Here is a 19,140-nt window from a genome sequence, read left to right as displayed (position 1 = left end):
TATTAAAGCGCGCCGGCGAAGTTTTGCATCGTGGTCGACGCCGGTTTCAGAAATTCGACGCGCAGTTCTGCGAGCTTCCAGCCGACGCGCGTCAGTTCCAGCTTGCCGAGATAGATCCGCGTTTCGTCGTTCTTGTCCGCCATGTCGATTTCGAAGGTCGTGAAGCCGGTAAACTCGGCGCGCTTCACGCGTGCCCAGGCGCGCGAAACCCGCTCAAGGATCGGGAGCGCGTTCGTGCCGTCATCGCCTGAGACGTAATCGCGATACGTCTTCTGCACCGTGAAGAGCTGCGGCAGGCCTTCGGGCGTTACGTAGGAGTCCACGAGGCTGTCGATGGCGCCCCGGCCCCAATAGGCTTTCGCTCGCTGCCAGAGGCTCGGATTGGTGGGCTCGGTCTGCTCGGCATTCGGCAAGTCGAGCGCGATGCGCGCGATCGAGGGCTTCAGCGTTTCGCGCACGCTCGGCCATTCGATCGCGGTCGTCAGATACGCGGAATTGCCGTTGCGCACGGCTTCGCGAATGTTCCACGCCGTGAGGAACGGCGCGCCGATGTAGCCAACGGCGGCGAGGGCAAACATCCCGACGGCAATCCAGAGCGGCTTTTTCATCGTGGACGGTGGCAACCCTGTGCGGTTCAACTGGCAATCCGCGAATTTACATCCAAATCCGACGATCTTCGGGCCGAGCACAACCGTTGGCCGCATATCAACCGTTATTGTCGGGCTTCGGAGGTTCGATCGTCGTTTTGCAGATCGACTGCAACTCTTGCCAAGACTGTGCATCGAGCGCGGGCGTTGCGGGATAGTCGGGCTGCTGGCGGACGAGCTTCGCGCGCTCGGCGGCTGGAGGATGCGTCCGCAGCCAGTTGAGCGATCCACCGTTCGAGCCGGAGTTGTCCGCCTCCATTTTGGTGACGCGCATGAAAAAATTTCCGAGCCCTTTCGGAGCGATGCCTGCGCCTTTCAGCAGATGCAGAGCGTCGAGATCGGCTTCGCGCTCGGCGCCACGCGAATAGCCGAGCTGCGCCAGCATCAGACCCGCGTTGGCGAGACCGCCGCCGCCGAGCATAATTTCAACGGCCGCCGCGAGACCGACGCTGCGAATGATACCGGTTTCGGGGTGCATTTCGATGCCGTGGCCCATTTCGTGGGCCAGGACGCCCGCGACCTCGTCAGGGCTTTCGGCTTTGTCGATCAAGCCTTTGGTCAGAACGATTTGCCCGCCGGGTACGGCGAATGCGTTCATCAGCGGCCAGTCGTAGACGCGGACGTTGAAGGAGACGCCTTCTGGCGCGGCCTTGGAGAGCCGCTCGGACAATTTCGCAAGCGCCGCGACGCCATTTGCGTCGGCGCATTGCTTGTGGCCTTGCGTCATCGACTCGCGCGCCGAGTCGCCGAGGCGTTGACGCCAGTTATCGGGCAGCGCCGTCGCAAATGATCTGAGCGGACTCCATCCGGCGGCGAAGCTCGCAGCGACCGCCAAGGCGACGAGGGCGGCGACGAGCAGCCCCCATTTCCAATTGCGCCAGCGCGCCGCGCGGGCAGTCAAATGTGGAGCGTGCGATGCCAGATCAGCGGCGAATCGGCCTCCTTGCACGAACAGCGATGCGCCGGGAGCGTCCGGGGACGACAGCAGCACGTCGATCGCATTGGCGCGGACCGGCTCCAGCGTTCGCAGTCTGTCGTAACGCCAAACCTGCGACGGATGGCCGGGTCCGAGATCGATCTCGACGCCGCTGAGCCCGAGCGTCGCCACGCCATCCACAGGGGAGGTCGCCCGCCCGCCAATGAAGCGGCAATAGTACCGGACGGGATCGATATGGGTCGTGTCGGTCAGGGACATGGAGAATTCCGGCATTGAACATGGTCGTGAAAGGCGCGCCGCACCGGCCGTCATCTAAGCATGCGAAAGCCGGAAATGAATGTCTCCGGAGGGACAAAGTCGGGCCGCGGTGATGTCGTACTCGTCGCCTATCCAATCGGTACGCTGACGATGAGGAAGACCCGAACGGCTTCCTGTGCGAGTGAGGCGAAAGACGTCCCTTTACCATGAACGGGGACATGCCACCCAAATGTTGCTTAACAGCAACTCGTTTGCGGTGCAGCGCCACTTTCGAGCCACAAAGCGCGCGCAGGTGCAGAAGCGAGGCCGACGCTTTGGAATAATTCTCATGCAGGTGAGAGCGATTCCTATTCGAGCGTGACGGCCGGCATCCCTGGAACGGAACTCGAGGCAAGTCAGGGGGCCGAAGAGGAAAGTAATGGACGCCAAGACGTTCGATAAGTCGAAGTTGCCCAGCCGCCATGTCACGGAAGGCCCGTCGCGCGCGCCGCATCGCTCCTACTATTACGCGATGGGACTGGAAGAGGCCGACATCAAGCGTCCGTTCGTCGGCGTCGTCTCCTGCTGGAATGAAGCTGCGCCCTGCAACATTTCGCTGATGCGCCAGGCGCAGTCGGCCAAAGCGGGCGTCACGGAAGCTGGCGGTACGCCGCGCGAGTTCTGCACGATCACCGTCACCGATGGCATCGCAATGGGCCATCAGGGCATGAAGTCGAGCCTCGTGTCGCGCGAGGTCATCGCCGATTCGATCGAGCTCACGATGCGCGGGCATTGCTATGATGCGCTCGTCGGCATCGCGGGCTGCGACAAGAGCTTGCCCGGCATCATGATGTCGATGCTGAGGCTCAACGTTCCGAGCGTCTTCATGTACGGCGGCTCGATCCTGCCGGGAAAATTCAAAGGCCGCGACGTCACCGTCGTCGACGTGTTCGAAGGCGTCGGCATGCATTCGGCGGGCAAAATGTCGGCTGCGGAATTGCATGAACTGGAATGCGTCGCGTGTCCGTCGGCGGGCTCGTGCGGTGGACAGTTCACGGCGAACACGATGGCGTGTGTGTCCGAGGCGATCGGGCTTGCGCTGCCAGGATCGGCTGGCGCGCCGGCACCCTATGAAAGCCGCGACGCGTACGCGACCGAAAGCGGGAAGGCCGTCATGCGCCTGATCGCCGATGGCATTCGTCCGCGCGATATCTGCACGAAAAAAGCGTTCGAGAATGCCGCTGTCGTTATCGCCGCGACGGGCGGCTCGACCAATGGCGCGCTGCATCTTCCGGCGATGGCGCACGAGGTCGGGATCGATTTCGATCTTTTCGATGTCGCCGAGATTTTCCGCAGGACGCCGTACATCGCCGACCTGAAGCCCGGTGGTCAGTACGTTGCGAAAGACGTCTACGATATCGGCGGCGTGCCGCAGATCCTGAAAGCGCTGCTCGAAGGCGGCGTTTTGCACGGCGACTGTCTAACTGTGACTGGAAAGACGCTCGCGCAGAATCTCGAAAGCGTGAAATTCAACCGCGATCAGAAAGTCGTATTTCCGGTCTCCAATCCGATCTCGCCAACGGGCGGCGTGGTTGGGCTCAAGGGCTCGCTCGCACCCGATGGCGCGATCGTGAAGGTTGCCGGGCTGAAGACACATCAGTTCCGCGGACCCGCACGCTGCTTCGATTGCGAGGAAGATGCGTTCCAGGCCGTCGAAGACCGCAACTACAAGGACGGCGAGGTGATCGTCATCCGTTACGAGGGGCCGAAGGGCGGCCCGGGCATGCGCGAGATGTTGTCGACGACCGCGGCGCTTTACGGCCAGGGCTCCGGAGACAAGGTCGCGCTGATCACCGACGGACGTTTCTCGGGCGCGACGCGTGGGCTTTGCATCGGCCACGTCGGTCCTGAAGCAGCGGTCGGCGGACCGATCGGACTTCTGAAGGATGGCGACATTATCGTCATCGATACCGAACTCGGCACGCTCGATGTCGAGGTGAGTTCAGAGGAGTTGGAACGGCGGCGCAAGACGTGGAAGGCGCCGGCGAACATGTATCAGTCAGGGGCACTGAGAAAATTTGCAGACCAAGTGGGACCGGCCAGGTATGGCGCCGTAACCCATGCGGGAGGAAAGGCGGAAGTGCACTGCTATGCGGATATCTAAGCTTTCCATTGCGGGTAGTGTTGCAATTTTTTGCACGATGGTCGGTTCGGCGTTTGCAGCCGGCGTGACGTTTCGATCGCCTGACGATGCGATGAAGCAGGGCATCTCGGCGTTCAATGGCGGATATTACGAGCTGGCGCTTCCGGCGTTCGAAGCATTGGAAGCGTCAAAGCCGCAGATCGCGCGCTATTACGAGGCGCGCATCTACGGCGACAACGAAGGCGCTTATACCGATCACGGCAAGGCCTACAAAATTTATGCGCAGCTCGCCGAAGAGCTGAAGGACGTCGATCCCGACGACGAGGAACTCGCGCCGATCGCTGCGAAGGCGTTGACGGCGGTGTCGATGTATCTTCGCGACGGAATTACCGACCAAGGTATCCGTCCGGACGTTGCCGCCGCCGACCAGGCGCTGCAGCGCGCGGCCCTGACATTCAACGATGAAGATGCGCAGTTCGAACTTGCGAAGGTTTTCCTTCGCGGCGAAGGGCCGGAGATGGCCGGCTCCGAAGATCCGTCGAGCAAGATCGAGAATGGCCGTCACTGGCTGTCGCGGCTGTCCCGCTCCGGGCATCCTGGCGCGCAAGCCTTTCTTGCCGACCTCCTCTGGCGCGGCAAGTTCGTGCAGAAGGATCAGGCGGCTGCGCTCAATCTGATCGACGTCGCGGTTTCGAATGCGTCGCCGACGGAGCGTGTCTGGATCGAGGACATCTATCAGAAGATTTTCTGCAACGCGGGCGAAGGCGTTCGTTTGCAGGCGACGGGTAGGGTCGCCGACTGGCACAAGCGTTACGGGCGCAGTCCGCAAGTTCGCGACAATCGGGACGGCCTTGACAGCTTGCCAGCAGAGCCCGTCCGGACATGTGCAAACGGTGAACTCGTACATCCCATGATGGCGACGGATGCTCCGCCTGCGGTTTCAGCGCAGCTGCCAGCGGCAAGCCCGGCAGTCCGGCCGAGCCATCAGGTCACGATCGGAATCGGGATCAGCGCGCCTGGTTTTGCGCCAGCTTCAGGCGTCGGCGGGCCGCCTGTTTCGACAGGATCGTCGGGCGGGTTCGCTCCGGCCGGCGCTTCGTCGCCAGGCGGCGACCGCTAGGCTCGGCTAACCCGCGAGCTTGACCCAAACGGGCACGTGATCGGACGGCTTTTCCTGCGCGCGTGTCGCGCGATCGATGCCTGACGCCACGAGCAGATCGGCGGCCTGGCTCGAGAGTAGGATGTGGTCGATGCGGATGCCGTCGTCCTTCTGGAAGGCGCCGGCCTGATAGTCCCAGAACGTGTAGACTCCGGGACCCGGATGGCAGGCGCGCGTTGCGTCCGTGAAGCCTTCGTTCACCAACGTGCGCCATGCGGCGCGGCTTTCCGGCTGGAACAGCGCGTCGTTGACCCACGCCGCCGGACGCTTGGCGTCGACGGGTTCCGGAATGACGTTGAAGTCGCCTGCGAGGACGAGCGGCATTTCATCATGCAGCAGTTGCTTTGCCCGGAGCCGCATGCGCGCCATCCAGGCCAGCTTGTAGGAGAACTTCTCGGTTCCGATCGGATTGCCGTTCGGCAGATAAAGCGAGACCACGCGGACCATGCGATCGCCGAGCGGAACGGACGCCTCGATCCAGCGCGCGTGCTGATCGGCATCATCGCCCGGAAGGCCGCGCACCACGTCTTCGAGCGGCGACTTCGAGAGAATGGCGACGCCGTTGAAACCCTTCTGGCCGTTGGTCGCGACGTTGTAGCCGATGTCCTGAAACGCCGACGTCGGAAACCCATCGTCGACGGATTTGATCTCCTGGAAGCAGATGACGTCCGGAGACTGCTGGCGCAGGTACGTCAGCGCCGACTCGAGGCGGGCCTTGACGCCGTTGATATTCCACGTGGCGAGGATCATGGCTCACCATGTGCCATCGCACCGCGCATAAATCAATTTGAGATCGGTTCAGACGGAGAAGCTGGTACCGCAGCCGCAGGATGCGGTCGCAACCGGGTTCTTGATCTTGAAGGCGGCACCGATCAGATCGTCGACGAAATCGATCTCGGCGCCTTCCATATACTGCAGCGAGACCGGATCGATGACAACGACAGCGCCAGCCCGTTCGATGACGAAATCGTCGGCGGCGCGCGTGTTGGTCAGATCGAATTTGTACTGGAACCCGGAGCAGCCGCCACCCTCGACGGAAACACGCAGAACGGGCGATCCCGGTTCGCTGCCTGCGATCTCGGAAATTCGTGTTGCGGCTTGTTCGGTTACGGTGACGGTCATCGGTTTCTGGGCTTTTTCCTGATCTGCACCACGAAACTGGGGAGCCTGGCTGGCGCCCCCGGCTCCAAATAGATAGGAAGGCGCGTGAACATATCAAATATCAAGTGCGGCCGCCGATGCCAACCAGGTTAAAGCCCGGTGCCGACCTCGCAGATTACGGCCAGAATCTGCGACCAGGTGAGCGCGCACCGGCCAATTATGCCGCTAGCGCCGTGCCGTCGCGCGGGCGGCTCGCGGCCGAGCCGGACTGTACAACCCGCAGTCCGTTTCAGCGTGACCGCGATCGCGTGCTGCATTCCTCGGCGTTCCGGCGGCTGGCGTACAAAACGCAGGTCTTCCTGCCGCACGAGGGTGATCATTACCGCACGCGCCTGACGCATACGCTGGAAGTGGCGCAGATCGCACGAACGATGGCGCGGCAGCTGAGGCTTGACGAGGATCTCGCGGAGACGATCGCGCTGGCGCACGATCTTGGACACTCGCCGTTCGGTCATGCGGGCGAACGTGCGCTCGACACCGCCATGACGGATTTCGGCGGCTTCGATCACAACGCGCAGTCGGTTCGCGTCGTCACCAAGCTCGAGCGCAAGTACCTGGCCTTCGACGGGCTCAATCTGACCTGGGAGACGCTCGAAGGGCTGGTGAAGCACAACGGGCCGGTCAAGGGTTCGCGGTCGGCGGTCGCGAAAGTCGTGCGCCAGTTCGACGATTGGCGGCCTCTCGATCTCGACAAGTGGGCGTCGGCGGAAGCGCAGGTCGCGAGCCTTGCCGATGACATCGCGTACCTCTCGCACGACGTCGACGACGGATTACGTGCCGGGTTGATCTCGCTCGGCGCTTTGGCCGAGACGCCGCTTGCCGGTGGCATGGCGCGGGAAGTCATGTCGCTCGGAAAGACGGTCGAGACCAGTCGGGTGATCTACGAAATCACGCGCCGGATGATCACGGTGATGGTCGGTGATGTGATCGACGAAAGCCGCCGCAGACTTGCAGCACTCGCGCCGTCGTCGGCGGACGATATCCGCCATGCGGGCAAGGCGACAGTGGCGTTCTCCGAGGAGATGTTCGCAGACCTCTCTCAACTCCGGAAGTTTCTGTTCAAGTCCGTCTACCACCATCGCAAGGTGCTCGACGTGATGGAACGCGCCGAGCAGATCGTGCGCGATCTGTTTGCCCGCTATAACGCCGATCCCGCGGCGCTCCCGGAGGACTGGCGCGACGCCGCGTTAAGCCTCGATGCCAACGGCCGGGCGCGGCTGGCGTGCGACTTCCTTGCTGGGCAGACGGACCGTTACGCCATCGCCGAATACCGCCGATTGTTTGACGCCACGGCGGAACTGCGATAGGCGCGAGCTTTAATTGGTGCTGGCGACATTCCTTCGTCGTGCCGGCCACCAGCGCTCCGTGGTTTCCGCGGCGTTTTCTCAAGGACTCTTATGAACGTTTTTTCCGAAGTTGAAGCACGGGTCAGAGCTGCGCTCGAGGCGCTGAAGACCGAAGGCGTTCTGCCGTCCGACCTCGCGCTGCCGGAGTTCGATGCCGAGCCGCCGCGCGATGCGAGTCACGGCGACATCGCGGTCAACGCCGCCCTCGTCCTCGCCAAGGCGGCGAAGAAGAAGCCGCGCGATATCGCCGACGCATTGAAAGCGAAGCTCGAAGCGCACGGCGACATCCAGAAGATCGAGGTCGCGGGACCGGGCTTTCTCAACATCACGTTCAAGCCGGAAGTCTGGCACGGTCTCGTGCGTGACATTCTCAGCGAAGGCGGCCGATACGGGGCGGGCTCATCGCGCGGCGACGGCAAGCTCAACGTCGAATACGTGTCGGCCAATCCGACAGGTCCGATGCACGTCGGTCATTGCCGTGGCGCGGTGTTCGGCGATGCGCTCGCCAATCTGCTCGTGTTCGCAGGCTACGATGTCACGCGCGAATATTACATCAACGATGCGGGCGGGCAGGTGAACGTGCTCGCGCGTTCGGCGTTCCTCCGCTACCGCGAGGCGCTGGGCGAAGACATCGGCGCGATCCCTGAAGGGCTCTATCCCGGCGACTATCTGAAGCCGGTCGGCGAAGCGCTTGCCAAAGAGCACGGGCCGTCGCTCATCAACATGCCGGAAGAGCGCTGGCTGCCGATCGTCCGTTCCGTCGCGATCGACAAGATGATGGCGATGATCAAGGACGATCTCGCCGCACTCAACATCCGGCACGATGTCTTCTTCTCGGAAGCCTCGCTGCAGGCGGACGGCAAGGATCAGATCAAGGCGGCGATCGCGGAGCTCGAAAAGAAGGGGCTCATCTACGAAGGCAAGCTCGAAAAGCCGAAGGGGCACGATGACGACGAGTGGGAAGACCGCGTTCAGACTCTCTTCAAATCGACGGACTTCGGGGACGACGAAGATCGCGCTTTGAAGAAGTCGGACGGCAGCTACACGTATTTCGCGGGCGACGTCGCCTATCACTACGACAAGTTGAGCCGCGGCTTCCGTCACCTGATCAACGTCTTCGGAGCCGATCACGTCGGCTACATACCGCGCATCAAGGCGGTCGTCGCCGCACTTTCCGATAAGACGGCTGACCTCGATGTGAAGGTCGTGCAACTCGTCAGGCTCTTCAAAGCGGGTGAGCCCTATAAGATGTCGAAGCGCGCCGGGACATTCGTTACGTTGCGCGACGTCGTGGATGAAGTCGGCCGCGATCCGGTCCGCTACATGATGCTTTACCGGAAGAACCAGGAAACGCTCGATTTCGATTTCGCGAAGGTGACCGAGCAGTCGAAGGACAATCCTGTCTTCTACGTGCAATACGCGCATGCGAGATCGGCAAGCGTACTGCGAAACGCCGTCGAACAGATCACGGGGCTCGATGTATCCGTCGACGCGTTGCGGCGCGCCGACCTGTCGCTGCTGACCGACGCTGGTGAAATCGATCTCATCAAGCGGTTGGCGAGCTTCCCGCGATTGATCGAGGGTGCGTCGTCGGCGCACGAGCCGCATCGGATCGCGTTCTATCTCTACGATCTTGCGAGTGCGCTACATTCGCAGTGGACGCGCGGCAACGATTCGCCACATTTGAGATTTATCCAATCAAATGACGGGGTTGCGACTTCCGCGCGTCTCGCGCTGATTGCCGCCACAAAGACGGTGATAAAATCGGGACTGGATGTCCTTGGCGTCGAGGCGCCCGATGCGATGCGCTAAAGTCTCGAATCGACGATTTGGTGCAGCACGACTCTGCGCCCGATATTGAGGGGTTTCGCGATGTCCTCGCAGAATTCGTTCCAGCGGCCGGCCGGGGGAAGGCCAGCTGCAAATCCTGCCGATCAGGACCGTCTGCGCCAGCCTTCCTGGGTCAATCCTCAAGCTCAATCCGGTTATCCACAGCAGCAGGGCAGCGCGTGGCCGCCGCAGCAGCAGCCGTCGCCACATGATGCCTATGGTCAGCATTCGGGCTTCGGTCAGCCGCAAGCGCCACAGCAGACCGCCGATTACGGCCAGTGGGGCGCGTTGCAGCCGGGCTATCAGAGCGGGCAGAGCCATCAGCCAAGCCCCGCCGCAGCTGATCCGTATGCGCCGCAATTCGAGCCCTACGTCGCCCCCGGCAGCACGCCCTACGGACAGAGCGGTTACGATCAGCAGCCGAACGCGCCGCAATGGCCGGGCCGGGCAGGCGGGGCTTCCGATCCCCGCGGCTTCGACGCGGGGGGCTACGGCAACGCCGGGTACGCGCCGTCGCAAGGCGGTCATGGGGCGGGCTTTGCCGATCCATATCGCCAGGACCATGAGCTGAGCGCCGCCGACTGGGCGGGTCAGCCGAGCGAATTCGATCACGATGCGTATGCGCAGCAGGGCCACGGCAACAACCTCGGCTTTGCGACGGCCGAAGGCGGCGAACTCGATCAGGCCTATGGCGAAGACGACGGCGAGTACGAGGATGAGCCCGCGCCGCGCAGCCGGCGGCCGATGATGGTCATGATGGCGCTGGCGGGCGCAATTCTTATCGGCGGTGGCATGGCGTACGGCTACAAAAAGCTCGGGTCGTCTGGGCCGCAGGGTGAGCCGCCGATCATCAAGAGCGAAGATTTTCCGTCCAAGACCAAGCCTGCGGATGCAGGGGGCAAAACCTTCCCCTATTCGGATACCAAGATTATGGGCAGGCTTGGCGACGGTACATCGTCCGAGCCGGCCGATGCAGCACCGGATCAGTCGCCACCGCCGTCCGATACCGCGCAGTCAGCGCCTGCCGATGAGTCCGCTGCAGGCGGCCCGCGCAAGGTTTCGACGCTGGTCGTCGGGCGGGACGGATCGATTCAATCGCCGCCGCCCGAGGAGCCTGTGCAGCAGGGGGCGTCCGTGCCCGGCACGGCCCTCGTCGACGTCTTTGGGCAGAACGGACACGGCGCGCCGGATCATATCCGCGACGAACCGCAAGCCCGTCCCGCGACGCCGGTCAGCGGCGACGACACGCCGGCTCCGATGAAAAAGGTCGCTGTGACGCCGGTCAAAATCAACGGCGCCTCGGCTTCCAAATCGCCGACCGGCAGCATCGACGGTTCGGCGACACCGGCGCCGCCTAAAAAGCTGAAAAAGGTCGCCAAGGCCGAAACGGCCACCACCTCGGATGCCTATTCCGAAACAGCTGCCCCGGTGACTTCGTCCGGAGGAGGCACGGGATTTGTCGCGGTGCTCGCGTCCGTGCCGCATTCGGCGTCGAGCCGCATCGATGCCTTGAAGCGCTTCGCCGACATGCAGCAGAAGTATTCGACGGCGCTGGCCGGGAAGACGCCTGACATCGCGACGGCCAATCTCGGCGCCAAGGGCAACTTCGATCGTCTGGTCGTCGGGCCGCCCGGTTCGCGGCAGGAAGCCAGCAATGTTTGCGCGCAACTGAAAGCGCAAGGCTATTCGAGCTGCTGGGTCACGTCGTACTGAGCCGCCGGATCGGCCGACTGAAGCTCCGGGCTTTGGCTGAGCCGCGCGTGTGTTCCGCGGCGAGGCGCGCGGGCCATAGTCGGCGCTGCAACCTTTGTCAGGTATGAGCGTACGCCGGTGCAAGGGCTTGCCCCTGTCTGAATCAGTGTAATGTCGGCCGGCAGGTCCCTGACAGGGCGCCGCATCGGGACCAAATCCAGACGCAGATGATCGAATCGATAGGACAAGCCGAGACGGGCGCTGAGGCCGCTGGTTCGCAAGACTGGGAGAGCCCAGGCTTGGACAGCATGCCGGCCGCTGGCGAGGCATTTCTCGTCGATATCGAGGGCTTCGAAGGGCCGCTCGATCTTCTGCTGGCGCTTGCGCGAACGCAGAAGGTCGACCTCGCCAAAATTTCCATTCTGGCGCTGGTCGAGCAGTATCTCGCATTCATCGCTGAAGCGCAGCAGCTGAAGCTCGAGATCGCGGCCGATTATCTCGTCATGGCGGCTTGGCTTGCGTTTCTGAAATCGCGCCTGCTGCTGCCCAAGAACAAGGAAGATCCCCATACGACGTCGGCGGAGGAGATGGCGCAGCGCCTCTCGTTCCGGCTGATGCGGCTCAACGCGATGCGCGATCAGGCGGCGACGCTGCTGACCCGGCATCGGCTGGAGCGTGACGTGTTCGCGCGCGGGCGGCCGGAGCGCATCCAGGTCACGCGCGACACGACCTATACCGCAACGATCTACGATCTTTTGAAGGCTTACTCCGAGCAGCGAAAGCGGACGATCAAGGTCGTTCACGTCGTCAAGGCGCGGCGCGTCTGGTCGATCAAGGAAGCACGGTTCAGGCTTGAACGCCTCGTTGGCGCGACCGCCGGGGACTGGGCGCAGCTGGACATGTTCCTGGACCAGTTTCTCCCGCGCAACGAGGAGGAGCGCACGGCGCTGGCAAGCTCCTTCGGCGCGACGCTCGAAATGGCGCGAGAAGGGTTAATCGAGCTTCGGCAGGACGAGCCGTTCGCCCCGATTTATATGCGCAAACGTGAAGCAGGGGCGGAGTGGGAAAAGATCGGCTAGCGCTGCCGGAAACGCCGTTATAAGGGGGCTAGAAAATCCATGGTTCCGCCGAGACTGAGTGTCGTGTCGGACAATAGCCGCGGGATTGATGTGATGTCGGCAAACGATGATGCCGATAATGCGCATGAACGAACCGTCCCTGACGCGCTGAGCGATCCGGAGGCCGCCGTCGATCGCCTTTCGAAAGCCGCCCGGCGTGAAAAACTTCGCCGTCTGGAAGCGCTGCTCTTTGCGTCCACCGAACCGGTCGACGCAAAATCGCTGATGCGCTGTCTCGATGCTGGCGACGACGTCAACGCGCTGCTCAAGGAATTGCAGGACGACTACAAGGATCGCGGTGTAGCGCTGGTTCGCGTCGCCGGGCGCTGGCAGTTTCGGACAGCGGACGATCTGTCCTATCTGCTCGAGCGGCAGCAGAAAGAAGAGCGCAAGCTGTCGAAGGCAGCGCTCGAAACGCTGGCGATCATCGCCTATCACCAGCCGGTGACGCGCGCCGAGATCGAGGAAATCCGCGGGGTTTCGACGTCGCCCGGCACGCTCGACGTGCTGATGGAGACGGCATGGATTCGCCCGCGCGGCCGCCGTCGCGCGCCCGGGCGTCCGCTGACCTATGGCACGACGGAGACGTTCCTCGTGCATTTCGGGCTCGACACGATCAAGGATCTGCCGGGCCTCGCCGATCTCAAGGCCGCCGGGCTGCTGGACGCCAATCTGCCTCCGAACTTCACGATGCCGGCGCCGACCGATGTCGCAACGCTAATGCCGGATGAATTGCCCCTCTCCGACGACGGAGACGAGGACGCCGAGGAAGAGCAGGCGTCGCTGCCGCTCGATGAGGACGGCGGGGAGGATGAGGATCGCGCCGAGCCGCCGGACAGCGAGGCCGGCTAGGCGCAATTTGGCGCAACCGCCGCGCTCGTCCGCTATAACCTTGTAAACATAGGGGCTACACACTTAAGTGATGTCATCGTAAGACATTGGCCAGACTTTAGGCTATAGTTGGCACTGTCCGCGAGAAAGTGCTTAACTGCGAGCGGCAACCGCCGCCGAGAGGTTACAATGGGTTTTAGTGCACAACACCTGCTGCTGTTCCTGGTCATCGCTTTGCTGCTGTTCGGTCGCGGCAAGATTTCGGAGCTGATGGGCGATGTCGCAAAGGGCATCAAAAGCTTCAAGAAGGGTATGGCCGAAGACGATGAGCCTGCGCGCCCCGCGCCGCGCACGATCGAGAACGAGGCATCCAATCCCGATCGAACGAAGGTCAGCTAAAAGAGCTTCGTGCGGCGCGTTCACGGCTGATGCCGACAAGGTCATCTCATGTTTGACATCAGCTGGAGCGAGCTTCTGATCCTCGGCGTTGTGACGCTGGTTTTTGTCGGCCCGAAAGAACTGCCGACATTGATGCGCACGCTCGGCAAGTACGCAGGCGTCGTTCGCCGCCACGCGAACGAGTTCAAGTTGCAGTTCGACGCCGCGATGCGCGAAGCCGAACTCGAAGCGGTGCGCGAAGAAGTCAACAAAATGCAGGCCTCGATCAATAGCGAGGTGATGCGCGCGACGGAGCACGTCGACGATGCGAGCAAGCTCGCCCGCGTCGAGGCGCCGTCGACGACAAACACGATGGCGCCGGAAACGTCATCCGATACATCGGCGACGCTGGCGCCGCCGATGCCGGCTCCGCCGCGCGGGGAGACCTGAGCGATGCTGGAACGCTTGCCGCCCTCGACGCCGCCGGGTGATGAGCCGTCGCGCGACGGACAGGATGAGATCGATGCCAGCAAGGCGCCGCTGCTCGATCATCTGATCGAACTCAGGCAACGGTTGATCTGGGCGCTGGCCGCATTCGTCGTGATGTTCTTCGGCTGCTTCGCGGTCGCGGGCCATATCTACAACGTGCTTGTCTGGCCGTACATGTGGGCGTCGGGCGATGATCACGTAAAGCTCATCGCGACGCACTTCCTCGAACAGATCATGACGCAAGTGAAGCTCGCCATGTTCGGCGCGGCGTTCCTCGCGTTTCCCGTCATCGCGACGCAGATCTACAAGTTTGTGGCGCCGGGGCTTTATCGCAACGAGCGCCGGGCATTTTTGCCGTACCTGATCGCGACGCCCGTTCTGTTCGTCATCGGCGCGATGGTCGTCTATTTCATCGCGATGCCGGTGCTGATCCGTTTTTCGATCGGATTGACGCAACACAGCGGCGCGGGTGTTCCGACCATCGAGCTGTTGCCGAAGGTTTCGGAATATCTGTCGTTGATCATGACGCTGATCTTCGGCTTCGGCATCGTGTTCCAGCTGCCCGTCATTCTGACACTGCTGGCGCGGACCGGATTCATCACCTCGGCGACGCTGAAAAACGGACGGCGCTATGCGATCGTCGCCATCTTCGCGGCGGCAGCGCTGCTGACGCCGCCGGATGCGCTCAGCATGGTGATCATGGCGCTGCCGACGGTTGCATTGTACGAGCTTTCGATCCTGGCGGTGCGCTTCGTCGAGAAGAAGCATGCCGATCCCGGCGATCCGACGGAGTGATAATCATCGCTCCGGCGCGGCGGCTGGACCGCTTCGCTGGCATCGTATACGACGGCCTTTGACACAGACATCGTGACGAGGCCCGACCGTGTTCGACATCAAGTGGATCAGAGACAACGCTGACGCCTTCGACGCGAGCTTGCAGCGGCGCGGGCTGGCGCCGCAGGCCGCGGCATTGGTGGCGCTCGACGACAAGCGCCGCGCGACGCTGACGGCGCTGCAGGACGCGCAGTCGCGGCGGAATGCGGCCTCGAAAGAGATTGGCAAGGCCAAGGGTGCGAAGGACGAGGCGACGGCAGCGCGGTTGATGGCCGAGGTCGCGGACCTCAAGGACACGATTGCGAAAGGCGAGGACGACGAGCGCAAGCTCGACGCTGAGATCAAAGCTGCTCTCGATGTCATTCCGAACCTGCCGCGTGCGGATGTTCCGGACGGGGCTGACGAAACCGGCAACGTCGAAGTGCGCAGGGTCGGGACGCCCGTGCGGCTCGATTTCGCGCCGAAACAGCATTTCGAGATCGGCGAAGCGCTGGGCTTGATGGACTTCGAGGCGGCGCAGAAGATTTCCGGTGCGCGGTTCGTGGTTCTGAAGGGCGCGCTCGCTCGCCTCGAACGCGCGCTCGCGAGTTTCATGCTCGATCTGCACACGAGCGAATTCGGCTACACGGAAGTCAATCCGCCGATCCTGGTCAAGGATCAGGCCGCGTATGGCACGGCGCAATTGCCGAAGTTCGCGGAAGATCTGTTCAAGACGACGAACGATTTCTGGCTACTTCCGACGGCGGAAATTTCGCTGACGAACCTCGTGCGCGAACAGATCATCGATGAAGCGCAACTGCCGATGCGCGTGACGGCGTGGACGCCATGCTTCCGTTCGGAAGCGGGGGCTGCGGGCAAGGATACGCGCGGCATGATCCGCCAGCACCAATTTTCGAAGGTCGAACTCGTCTCGATCACCACGCCTGACGCGGCGCTCGATGAACACGAGCGCATGACGGCCTGCGCGGAGGAAGTTCTGAAGCGTCTCGGTCTGCCGTTCCGCACGATCGTGCTCTGCACCGGCGACATGGGATTTGCCTCGCAGAAAACCTACGATATCGAGGTCTGGCTTCCGGGACAGAATGCCTATCGCGAAATTTCGTCATGCTCCGTGTGCGGTGATTTCCAGGCGCGGCGCATGGATGCGCGCTTTCGTCCGAAAGACGGCGGTAAGCCGGTCTATGTGCATACGCTGAACGGATCGGGTCTCGCTGTCGGGCGCACGCTGATCGCCGTGCTCGAGAATTATCAACAGGCGGACGGCACCGTCATAATTCCCGATGCGCTGAAGCCGTACATGGGTGGCCTGACAAAGATAACCGCAGCGAAGACCTGATGAGCGAACTCGCAACCTTCGACGTCGTCGTGATCGCGCCAGATTTCGAAGACGAGGAGGTGCGGGGCAAGCGCGGCTATCTCATCGGCGAGGTGACGCCGACGGGGTTGGCTGTTTTCGTCTATGATCTTGAGCGCGTCTGGTGCCTGCATCCGAACGACGTGCGAAAAACGGGCGAGCGGGACATCGAAGCGGAGAGTTATCGCGGACCCGTGATCCGCGTGAACAGTCGAGGCGAGATCGTCGGTTAGCATGCGCATTCTGATCACCAACGATGACGGCATCCACGCCAAGGGGCTCGAAATCCTGAAGGCGATCGCCCTCGGCATTTCGCCGGATGTGTGGACGATCGCGCCAGAGACGAACCAGTCTGGAACCGCGCATTCGATGACGCTGCATACGCCGCTGCGTTTGCGCACCATCGACGAGCGGACGCATGCCGTCACCGGAACGCCGACCGATTGCGTGATCATGGCGGTTCGCCACATCCTCAAGGATCAACCGCCTGAGCTTATTCTGTCCGGCGTCAATCACGGTTCGAACCTCGCTGAGGATGTGACGTATTCGGGAACGGTCGCTGCTGCGATGGAAGGCGCGCTACTCGGCATTCATTCGATTGCGCTGTCGCAGATGATGGGGTTCGAGGACGGCGAGCGTCGCGCCATCTGGGATACGTCGCTCGCGCACGCGCCACAGGTCATCAAGAAGCTGCTTGCGCAAACGTGGAATCCGAATGTGCTGATGAACGTCAACTTTCCGGACACGGCGCCGGAAAACGTCACGGGCATTGCGGTGACCTCACAAGGCGTTCGCGATCAGGCGCTGCTGAATATCGACAGCCGTTCCGATCCGTGGGGGACGCCGTATTTTTGGTTCGGTTTCGAACGGCGCTTGTCGACGCTGGTAGCGGGAACCGATCTTGCTGCGATCGCTGAAAATAAAATTTCGATCACGCCGTTGAGTGTCGATCTGACCGACCGCGACGCGGCCGAGGTTCTTGCCGCGCGGCTCGGCTAGCGCCGCTCGATACAACTCGCATCCGAAAAGTCGCCGGAAAGCCGAAATCTATTCGCGAATAAAGCGCAATTCTCACCTAATGGAATAACCATAGGGCGTCGTTTCATGCGGCGCTTTTCGCTGATCGACTTCCACTATTCATTCCATGCTGAACGTGCGAGGGGCTCGCAAATCAGCATGAACGCATCGCTACTTCTGGATTTGGGGCAAATCTGGCTGGAAGCGTTTACCGCTCGTTAACCTGTTAAAGGTTAATGGATGGTGCGAGTAGAGGTGCGTACCATGATTAATTGTTTTGGCGTTAGCCACGGCGGGCGTTTCAGCCTCAAGTCCGCAGCGGCCGTATCGACCGTCATTGCCGGTCTCGCAATCGGGGGCTGCAGCGCAGACGTGACGCGCTTCGACAGTGCGTCTTTCAATCTTAACGATCCTCCCGACGCTCGTCCCATCCCATCGCAGTCGATCAGAACGAGTTCGCTCAGCGACAGCACCGCGGTCGGGCAACCGCCACGCGGGCCTTATGGAGCAGGGGCGTCGTCGGTTCAGGTCGCGGCGTTGCCAGACGCTGGTCCGAGCTATCAGCCTGCTCCGTCCTATTCGCCGCCGGCGTACAATCCGCCTCCGGCCTATTCGGCTCCGGCGAAATCCTATGAGCCGAAGCCGTTCGGGCGAGCGCGTTCTGACTCCACGCCGAGCGCGCGACCCGCGATGCAGGCGGCGCTCAGCGGCAATGAAATCATCGTGCAGCCGGGGGACACGCTCTATTCGATCTCGCGCGCGCATCATGTCTCGCTCGCCGAGCTGATGTCGGCCAACTCGCTGAGCAATCCGAATGTCCATCCGGGGCAGAAGCTCATTCTGCCGGGTGCTAGCGGAGCGCGTGCGTCGCGTAGCAGCGTTGCCGCTGCGAAGGCGGTTGAATCGGCGCGTCCGGCACCGGCTCCGCTGGCTGAGCCGCCGCACGACGTCGCCGCCAACTATAATTCGACGTACACGGTGAAGGCGGGCGAGTCGCTCTACGGCATTGCACGCGCGCACAACGTGAAGTTCGCGGAACTGCAGCAGGTCAACGGTATCACCGATCCGCGTCGCGTGAAGCCGGGTGTCGTGCTGAAGGTGCCGGGCCGATCAGGCGCTGACGTGCCTGCGTCGCAGCCGGCTCCCGCTGCTCCGGCAAGCGTCGCCGACAATGCTCCGGCGGCGATCGTTCCGCCGCTGGCCGCGACCGAGAAAGGGTCGGATGTTCCTGCCTACGGGCAGTCGCTTTCGACACGTCCGACGATCATCAACAGCGAACGTCGCGTCGCAGCTCTGACCGATGCGGGCAAGGCAACCGATGCGGCTCCGACAGCAGCCGCCGCTCCGGCGCCTTCGATTGCGTCGTCAGAACCTCCGGCCAGCGCGCCGCCTGCTGCTGAGGTAGCTCCGGCGAAGGCCGAGGCGCCGAAGGTCGAGCAGAAGGTTGCACTGGCGGCTCCGGCTGCAGCATCGGCCGTTGCCGACAGCGTCAAGCTGCGATGGCCGACGACGGGCCGCGTCATTGCCGGATTCGGTGGACGTCCCGACGGCACGCACAACGACGGCATCAATCTCGCCGTGCCGCTCGGAACAGAAGTTCATGCTGCCGAGTCGGGCGTCGTCGCGTACTCCGGCAACGAACTCAAAGGCTACGGCAATCTTGTGCTGCTTCGTCACGACAACGGTTGGGTGACGGCCTACGCCCACAACGACGAGTTGCTCGTGAAGCGCGGCGACAAGGTGAAACGCGGTCAGGTCATTTCCAAAGCGGGCAAGACAGGGTCCGTCGATCAGCCGCAGGTGCATTTCGAACTACGTCAAGGATCGAGGCCGGTGGATCCGACACCCTATCTCGAGAAACTCTGACGTTACGATCTAGCGTGGGGACTAAGCGCTGGCACTGAGGGAAACGAGGAGGCCGGATCATCTGATCCGGCTTCTTTTTTATTGGCACTTGGCGACTCCGC

At 62.5% G+C, this 19,140-nt stretch carries 18 protein-coding genes; 14 read left to right on the top strand and 4 right to left on the bottom strand.

Annotated features, from left to right (window positions below):
* Window positions 1-2: 2 nt before the first annotated feature.
* Both HYPGJ_RS07940 and HYPGJ_RS07935 read right to left on the bottom strand, forming a co-directional pair.
* Entirely contained in the window at window positions 3-704 is a 702-nt protein-coding gene (locus HYPGJ_RS07940; RefSeq protein ID WP_046846609.1) for a DUF2939 domain-containing protein, read from the bottom strand.
* Between the two features lies 1 nt (window position 705).
* On the bottom strand, window positions 706-1,842 hold the full coding sequence (locus HYPGJ_RS07935; RefSeq protein WP_046846608.1) for a M48 family metallopeptidase: 1,137 nt from the start codon (window positions 1,840-1,842) through the stop codon (window positions 706-708).
* A gap of 418 nt (window positions 1,843-2,260) precedes the next feature.
* Here HYPGJ_RS07935 and ilvD point away from each other — a divergent pair, with 418 nt between their 5' ends.
* Both ilvD and HYPGJ_RS07925 read left to right on the top strand, forming a co-directional pair.
* Window positions 2,261-3,985, top strand: a complete 1,725-nt coding sequence (gene ilvD, locus HYPGJ_RS07930) for a dihydroxy-acid dehydratase (RefSeq protein ID WP_046846607.1) — start codon at window positions 2,261-2,263, stop codon at window positions 3,983-3,985.
* A complete protein-coding gene (locus HYPGJ_RS07925) occupies window positions 3,972-5,084 on the top strand; it encodes a sel1 repeat family protein (RefSeq protein ID WP_046846606.1) in 1,113 nt (370 codons plus the stop codon). The genes ilvD and HYPGJ_RS07925 overlap by 14 nt, the downstream gene beginning before the upstream one ends.
* Window positions 5,085-5,090: 6 nt before the next feature.
* Here HYPGJ_RS07925 and xth read toward each other — a convergent pair whose 3' ends face one another.
* Window positions 5,091-5,873: an exodeoxyribonuclease III gene (xth, locus tag HYPGJ_RS07920; RefSeq protein WP_046846605.1), complete on the bottom strand. Its 783-nt coding sequence runs from the start codon at window positions 5,871-5,873 to the stop codon at window positions 5,091-5,093.
* 48 nt (window positions 5,874-5,921) lie between these two features.
* Window positions 5,922-6,245, bottom strand: coding sequence for an iron-sulfur cluster insertion protein ErpA (erpA, locus tag HYPGJ_RS07915; RefSeq protein ID WP_046846604.1), 324 nt, complete (start codon window positions 6,243-6,245; stop codon window positions 5,922-5,924).
* Window positions 6,246-6,361: 116 nt separating this feature from the next.
* On the opposite strand from erpA, the gene HYPGJ_RS07910 reads away from it, so the two are divergent.
* From HYPGJ_RS07910 to HYPGJ_RS07855, 12 genes are all read left to right on the top strand, one after another.
* Complete coding sequence (locus tag HYPGJ_RS07910) at window positions 6,362-7,591, top strand: deoxyguanosinetriphosphate triphosphohydrolase (protein WP_083984062.1); 1,230 nt, start codon at window positions 6,362-6,364, stop codon at window positions 7,589-7,591.
* Window positions 7,592-7,681: 90 nt separating this feature from the next.
* Entirely contained in the window at window positions 7,682-9,442 is a 1,761-nt protein-coding gene (gene argS, locus HYPGJ_RS07905) for an arginine--tRNA ligase (RefSeq protein WP_046846603.1), read from the top strand.
* A 60-nt stretch (window positions 9,443-9,502) separates the two neighbouring features.
* A complete protein-coding gene (locus tag HYPGJ_RS07900; RefSeq protein WP_046846602.1) occupies window positions 9,503-11,173 on the top strand; it encodes an SPOR domain-containing protein in 1,671 nt (556 codons plus the stop codon).
* Window positions 11,174-11,379: 206 nt separating this feature from the next.
* A complete protein-coding gene (locus HYPGJ_RS07895; protein WP_046846601.1) occupies window positions 11,380-12,231 on the top strand; it encodes a ScpA family protein in 852 nt (283 codons plus the stop codon).
* A gap of 39 nt (window positions 12,232-12,270) precedes the next feature.
* Window positions 12,271-13,122, top strand: coding sequence for an SMC-Scp complex subunit ScpB (gene scpB / locus HYPGJ_RS07890; RefSeq protein WP_046846600.1), 852 nt, complete (start codon window positions 12,271-12,273; stop codon window positions 13,120-13,122).
* A gap of 168 nt (window positions 13,123-13,290) precedes the next feature.
* A complete protein-coding gene (locus HYPGJ_RS07885; protein ID WP_046846599.1) occupies window positions 13,291-13,500 on the top strand; it encodes a twin-arginine translocase TatA/TatE family subunit in 210 nt (69 codons plus the stop codon).
* 48 nt (window positions 13,501-13,548) lie between these two features.
* The gene (gene tatB, locus HYPGJ_RS07880; RefSeq protein WP_046846598.1) at window positions 13,549-13,929 is read left to right on the top strand and encodes a Sec-independent protein translocase protein TatB; all 381 of its coding nucleotides are present in this window, start codon (window positions 13,549-13,551) and stop codon (window positions 13,927-13,929) included.
* 3 nt (window positions 13,930-13,932) lie between these two features.
* Entirely contained in the window at window positions 13,933-14,763 is an 831-nt protein-coding gene (gene tatC / locus HYPGJ_RS07875; protein WP_200185683.1) for a twin-arginine translocase subunit TatC, read from the top strand.
* 88 nt (window positions 14,764-14,851) lie between these two features.
* The gene (gene serS / locus HYPGJ_RS07870; RefSeq protein WP_046846597.1) at window positions 14,852-16,138 is read left to right on the top strand and encodes a serine--tRNA ligase; all 1,287 of its coding nucleotides are present in this window, start codon (window positions 14,852-14,854) and stop codon (window positions 16,136-16,138) included.
* Window positions 16,138-16,389 carry a hypothetical protein gene (locus HYPGJ_RS07865; RefSeq protein WP_046846596.1) on the top strand — a complete coding sequence of 84 codons (252 nt, stop codon included), beginning with the start codon at window positions 16,138-16,140 and terminating at the stop codon, window positions 16,387-16,389. Before serS ends, HYPGJ_RS07865 begins: the two co-directional genes overlap by 1 nt.
* Window position 16,390: 1 nt before the next feature.
* The gene (gene surE / locus HYPGJ_RS07860; protein WP_046846595.1) at window positions 16,391-17,155 is read left to right on the top strand and encodes a 5'/3'-nucleotidase SurE; all 765 of its coding nucleotides are present in this window, start codon (window positions 16,391-16,393) and stop codon (window positions 17,153-17,155) included.
* 282 nt (window positions 17,156-17,437) lie between these two features.
* Entirely contained in the window at window positions 17,438-19,039 is a 1,602-nt protein-coding gene (locus HYPGJ_RS07855) for a LysM peptidoglycan-binding domain-containing M23 family metallopeptidase (protein ID WP_046846594.1), read from the top strand.
* Window positions 19,040-19,140: the final 101 nt, after the last annotated feature.

Origin of the sequence: Hyphomicrobium sp. GJ21 (genome assembly GCF_001006785.1) — a bacterium.
Classification (GTDB): domain Bacteria; phylum Pseudomonadota; class Alphaproteobacteria; order Rhizobiales; family Hyphomicrobiaceae; genus Hyphomicrobium_B.
Note: the sequence above shows the minus strand (reverse complement) of the source record. Positions and strands in the feature narration are given on the sequence as shown.

What these genes read in the sequence shown, in the direction of transcription:
- HYPGJ_RS07885 (WP_046846599.1), top strand. Translation starts at nt 13,291, where the DNA reads ATGGGTTTTAGTGCACAACACCTGCTGCTGTTCCTGGTCATCGCTTTG.
- HYPGJ_RS07935 (WP_046846608.1), bottom strand. Translation starts at nt 1,842, where the DNA reads ATGTCCCTGACCGACACGACCCATATCGATCCCGTCCGGTACTATTGC.
- ilvD (WP_046846607.1), top strand. Translation starts at nt 2,261, where the DNA reads ATGGACGCCAAGACGTTCGATAAGTCGAAGTTGCCCAGCCGCCATGTC.
- scpB (WP_046846600.1), top strand. Translation starts at nt 12,271, where the DNA reads ATGGTTCCGCCGAGACTGAGTGTCGTGTCGGACAATAGCCGCGGGATT.
- HYPGJ_RS07865 (WP_046846596.1), top strand. Translation starts at nt 16,138, where the DNA reads ATGAGCGAACTCGCAACCTTCGACGTCGTCGTGATCGCGCCAGATTTC.
- HYPGJ_RS07925 (WP_046846606.1), top strand. Translation starts at nt 3,972, where the DNA reads ATGCGGATATCTAAGCTTTCCATTGCGGGTAGTGTTGCAATTTTTTGC.
- xth (WP_046846605.1), bottom strand. Translation starts at nt 5,873, where the DNA reads ATGATCCTCGCCACGTGGAATATCAACGGCGTCAAGGCCCGCCTCGAG.
- HYPGJ_RS07855 (WP_046846594.1), top strand. Translation starts at nt 17,438, where the DNA reads ATGATTAATTGTTTTGGCGTTAGCCACGGCGGGCGTTTCAGCCTCAAG.
- argS (WP_046846603.1), top strand. Translation starts at nt 7,682, where the DNA reads ATGAACGTTTTTTCCGAAGTTGAAGCACGGGTCAGAGCTGCGCTCGAG.
- HYPGJ_RS07940 (WP_046846609.1), bottom strand. Translation starts at nt 704, where the DNA reads ATGCGGCCAACGGTTGTGCTCGGCCCGAAGATCGTCGGATTTGGATGT.
- tatB (WP_046846598.1), top strand. Translation starts at nt 13,549, where the DNA reads ATGTTTGACATCAGCTGGAGCGAGCTTCTGATCCTCGGCGTTGTGACG.
- erpA (WP_046846604.1), bottom strand. Translation starts at nt 6,245, where the DNA reads ATGACCGTCACCGTAACCGAACAAGCCGCAACACGAATTTCCGAGATC.
- HYPGJ_RS07910 (WP_083984062.1), top strand. Translation starts at nt 6,362, where the DNA reads ATGCCAACCAGGTTAAAGCCCGGTGCCGACCTCGCAGATTACGGCCAG.
- HYPGJ_RS07900 (WP_046846602.1), top strand. Translation starts at nt 9,503, where the DNA reads ATGTCCTCGCAGAATTCGTTCCAGCGGCCGGCCGGGGGAAGGCCAGCT.
- surE (WP_046846595.1), top strand. Translation starts at nt 16,391, where the DNA reads ATGCGCATTCTGATCACCAACGATGACGGCATCCACGCCAAGGGGCTC.
- tatC (WP_200185683.1), top strand. Translation starts at nt 13,933, where the DNA reads ATGCTGGAACGCTTGCCGCCCTCGACGCCGCCGGGTGATGAGCCGTCG.
- HYPGJ_RS07895 (WP_046846601.1), top strand. Translation starts at nt 11,380, where the DNA reads ATGATCGAATCGATAGGACAAGCCGAGACGGGCGCTGAGGCCGCTGGT.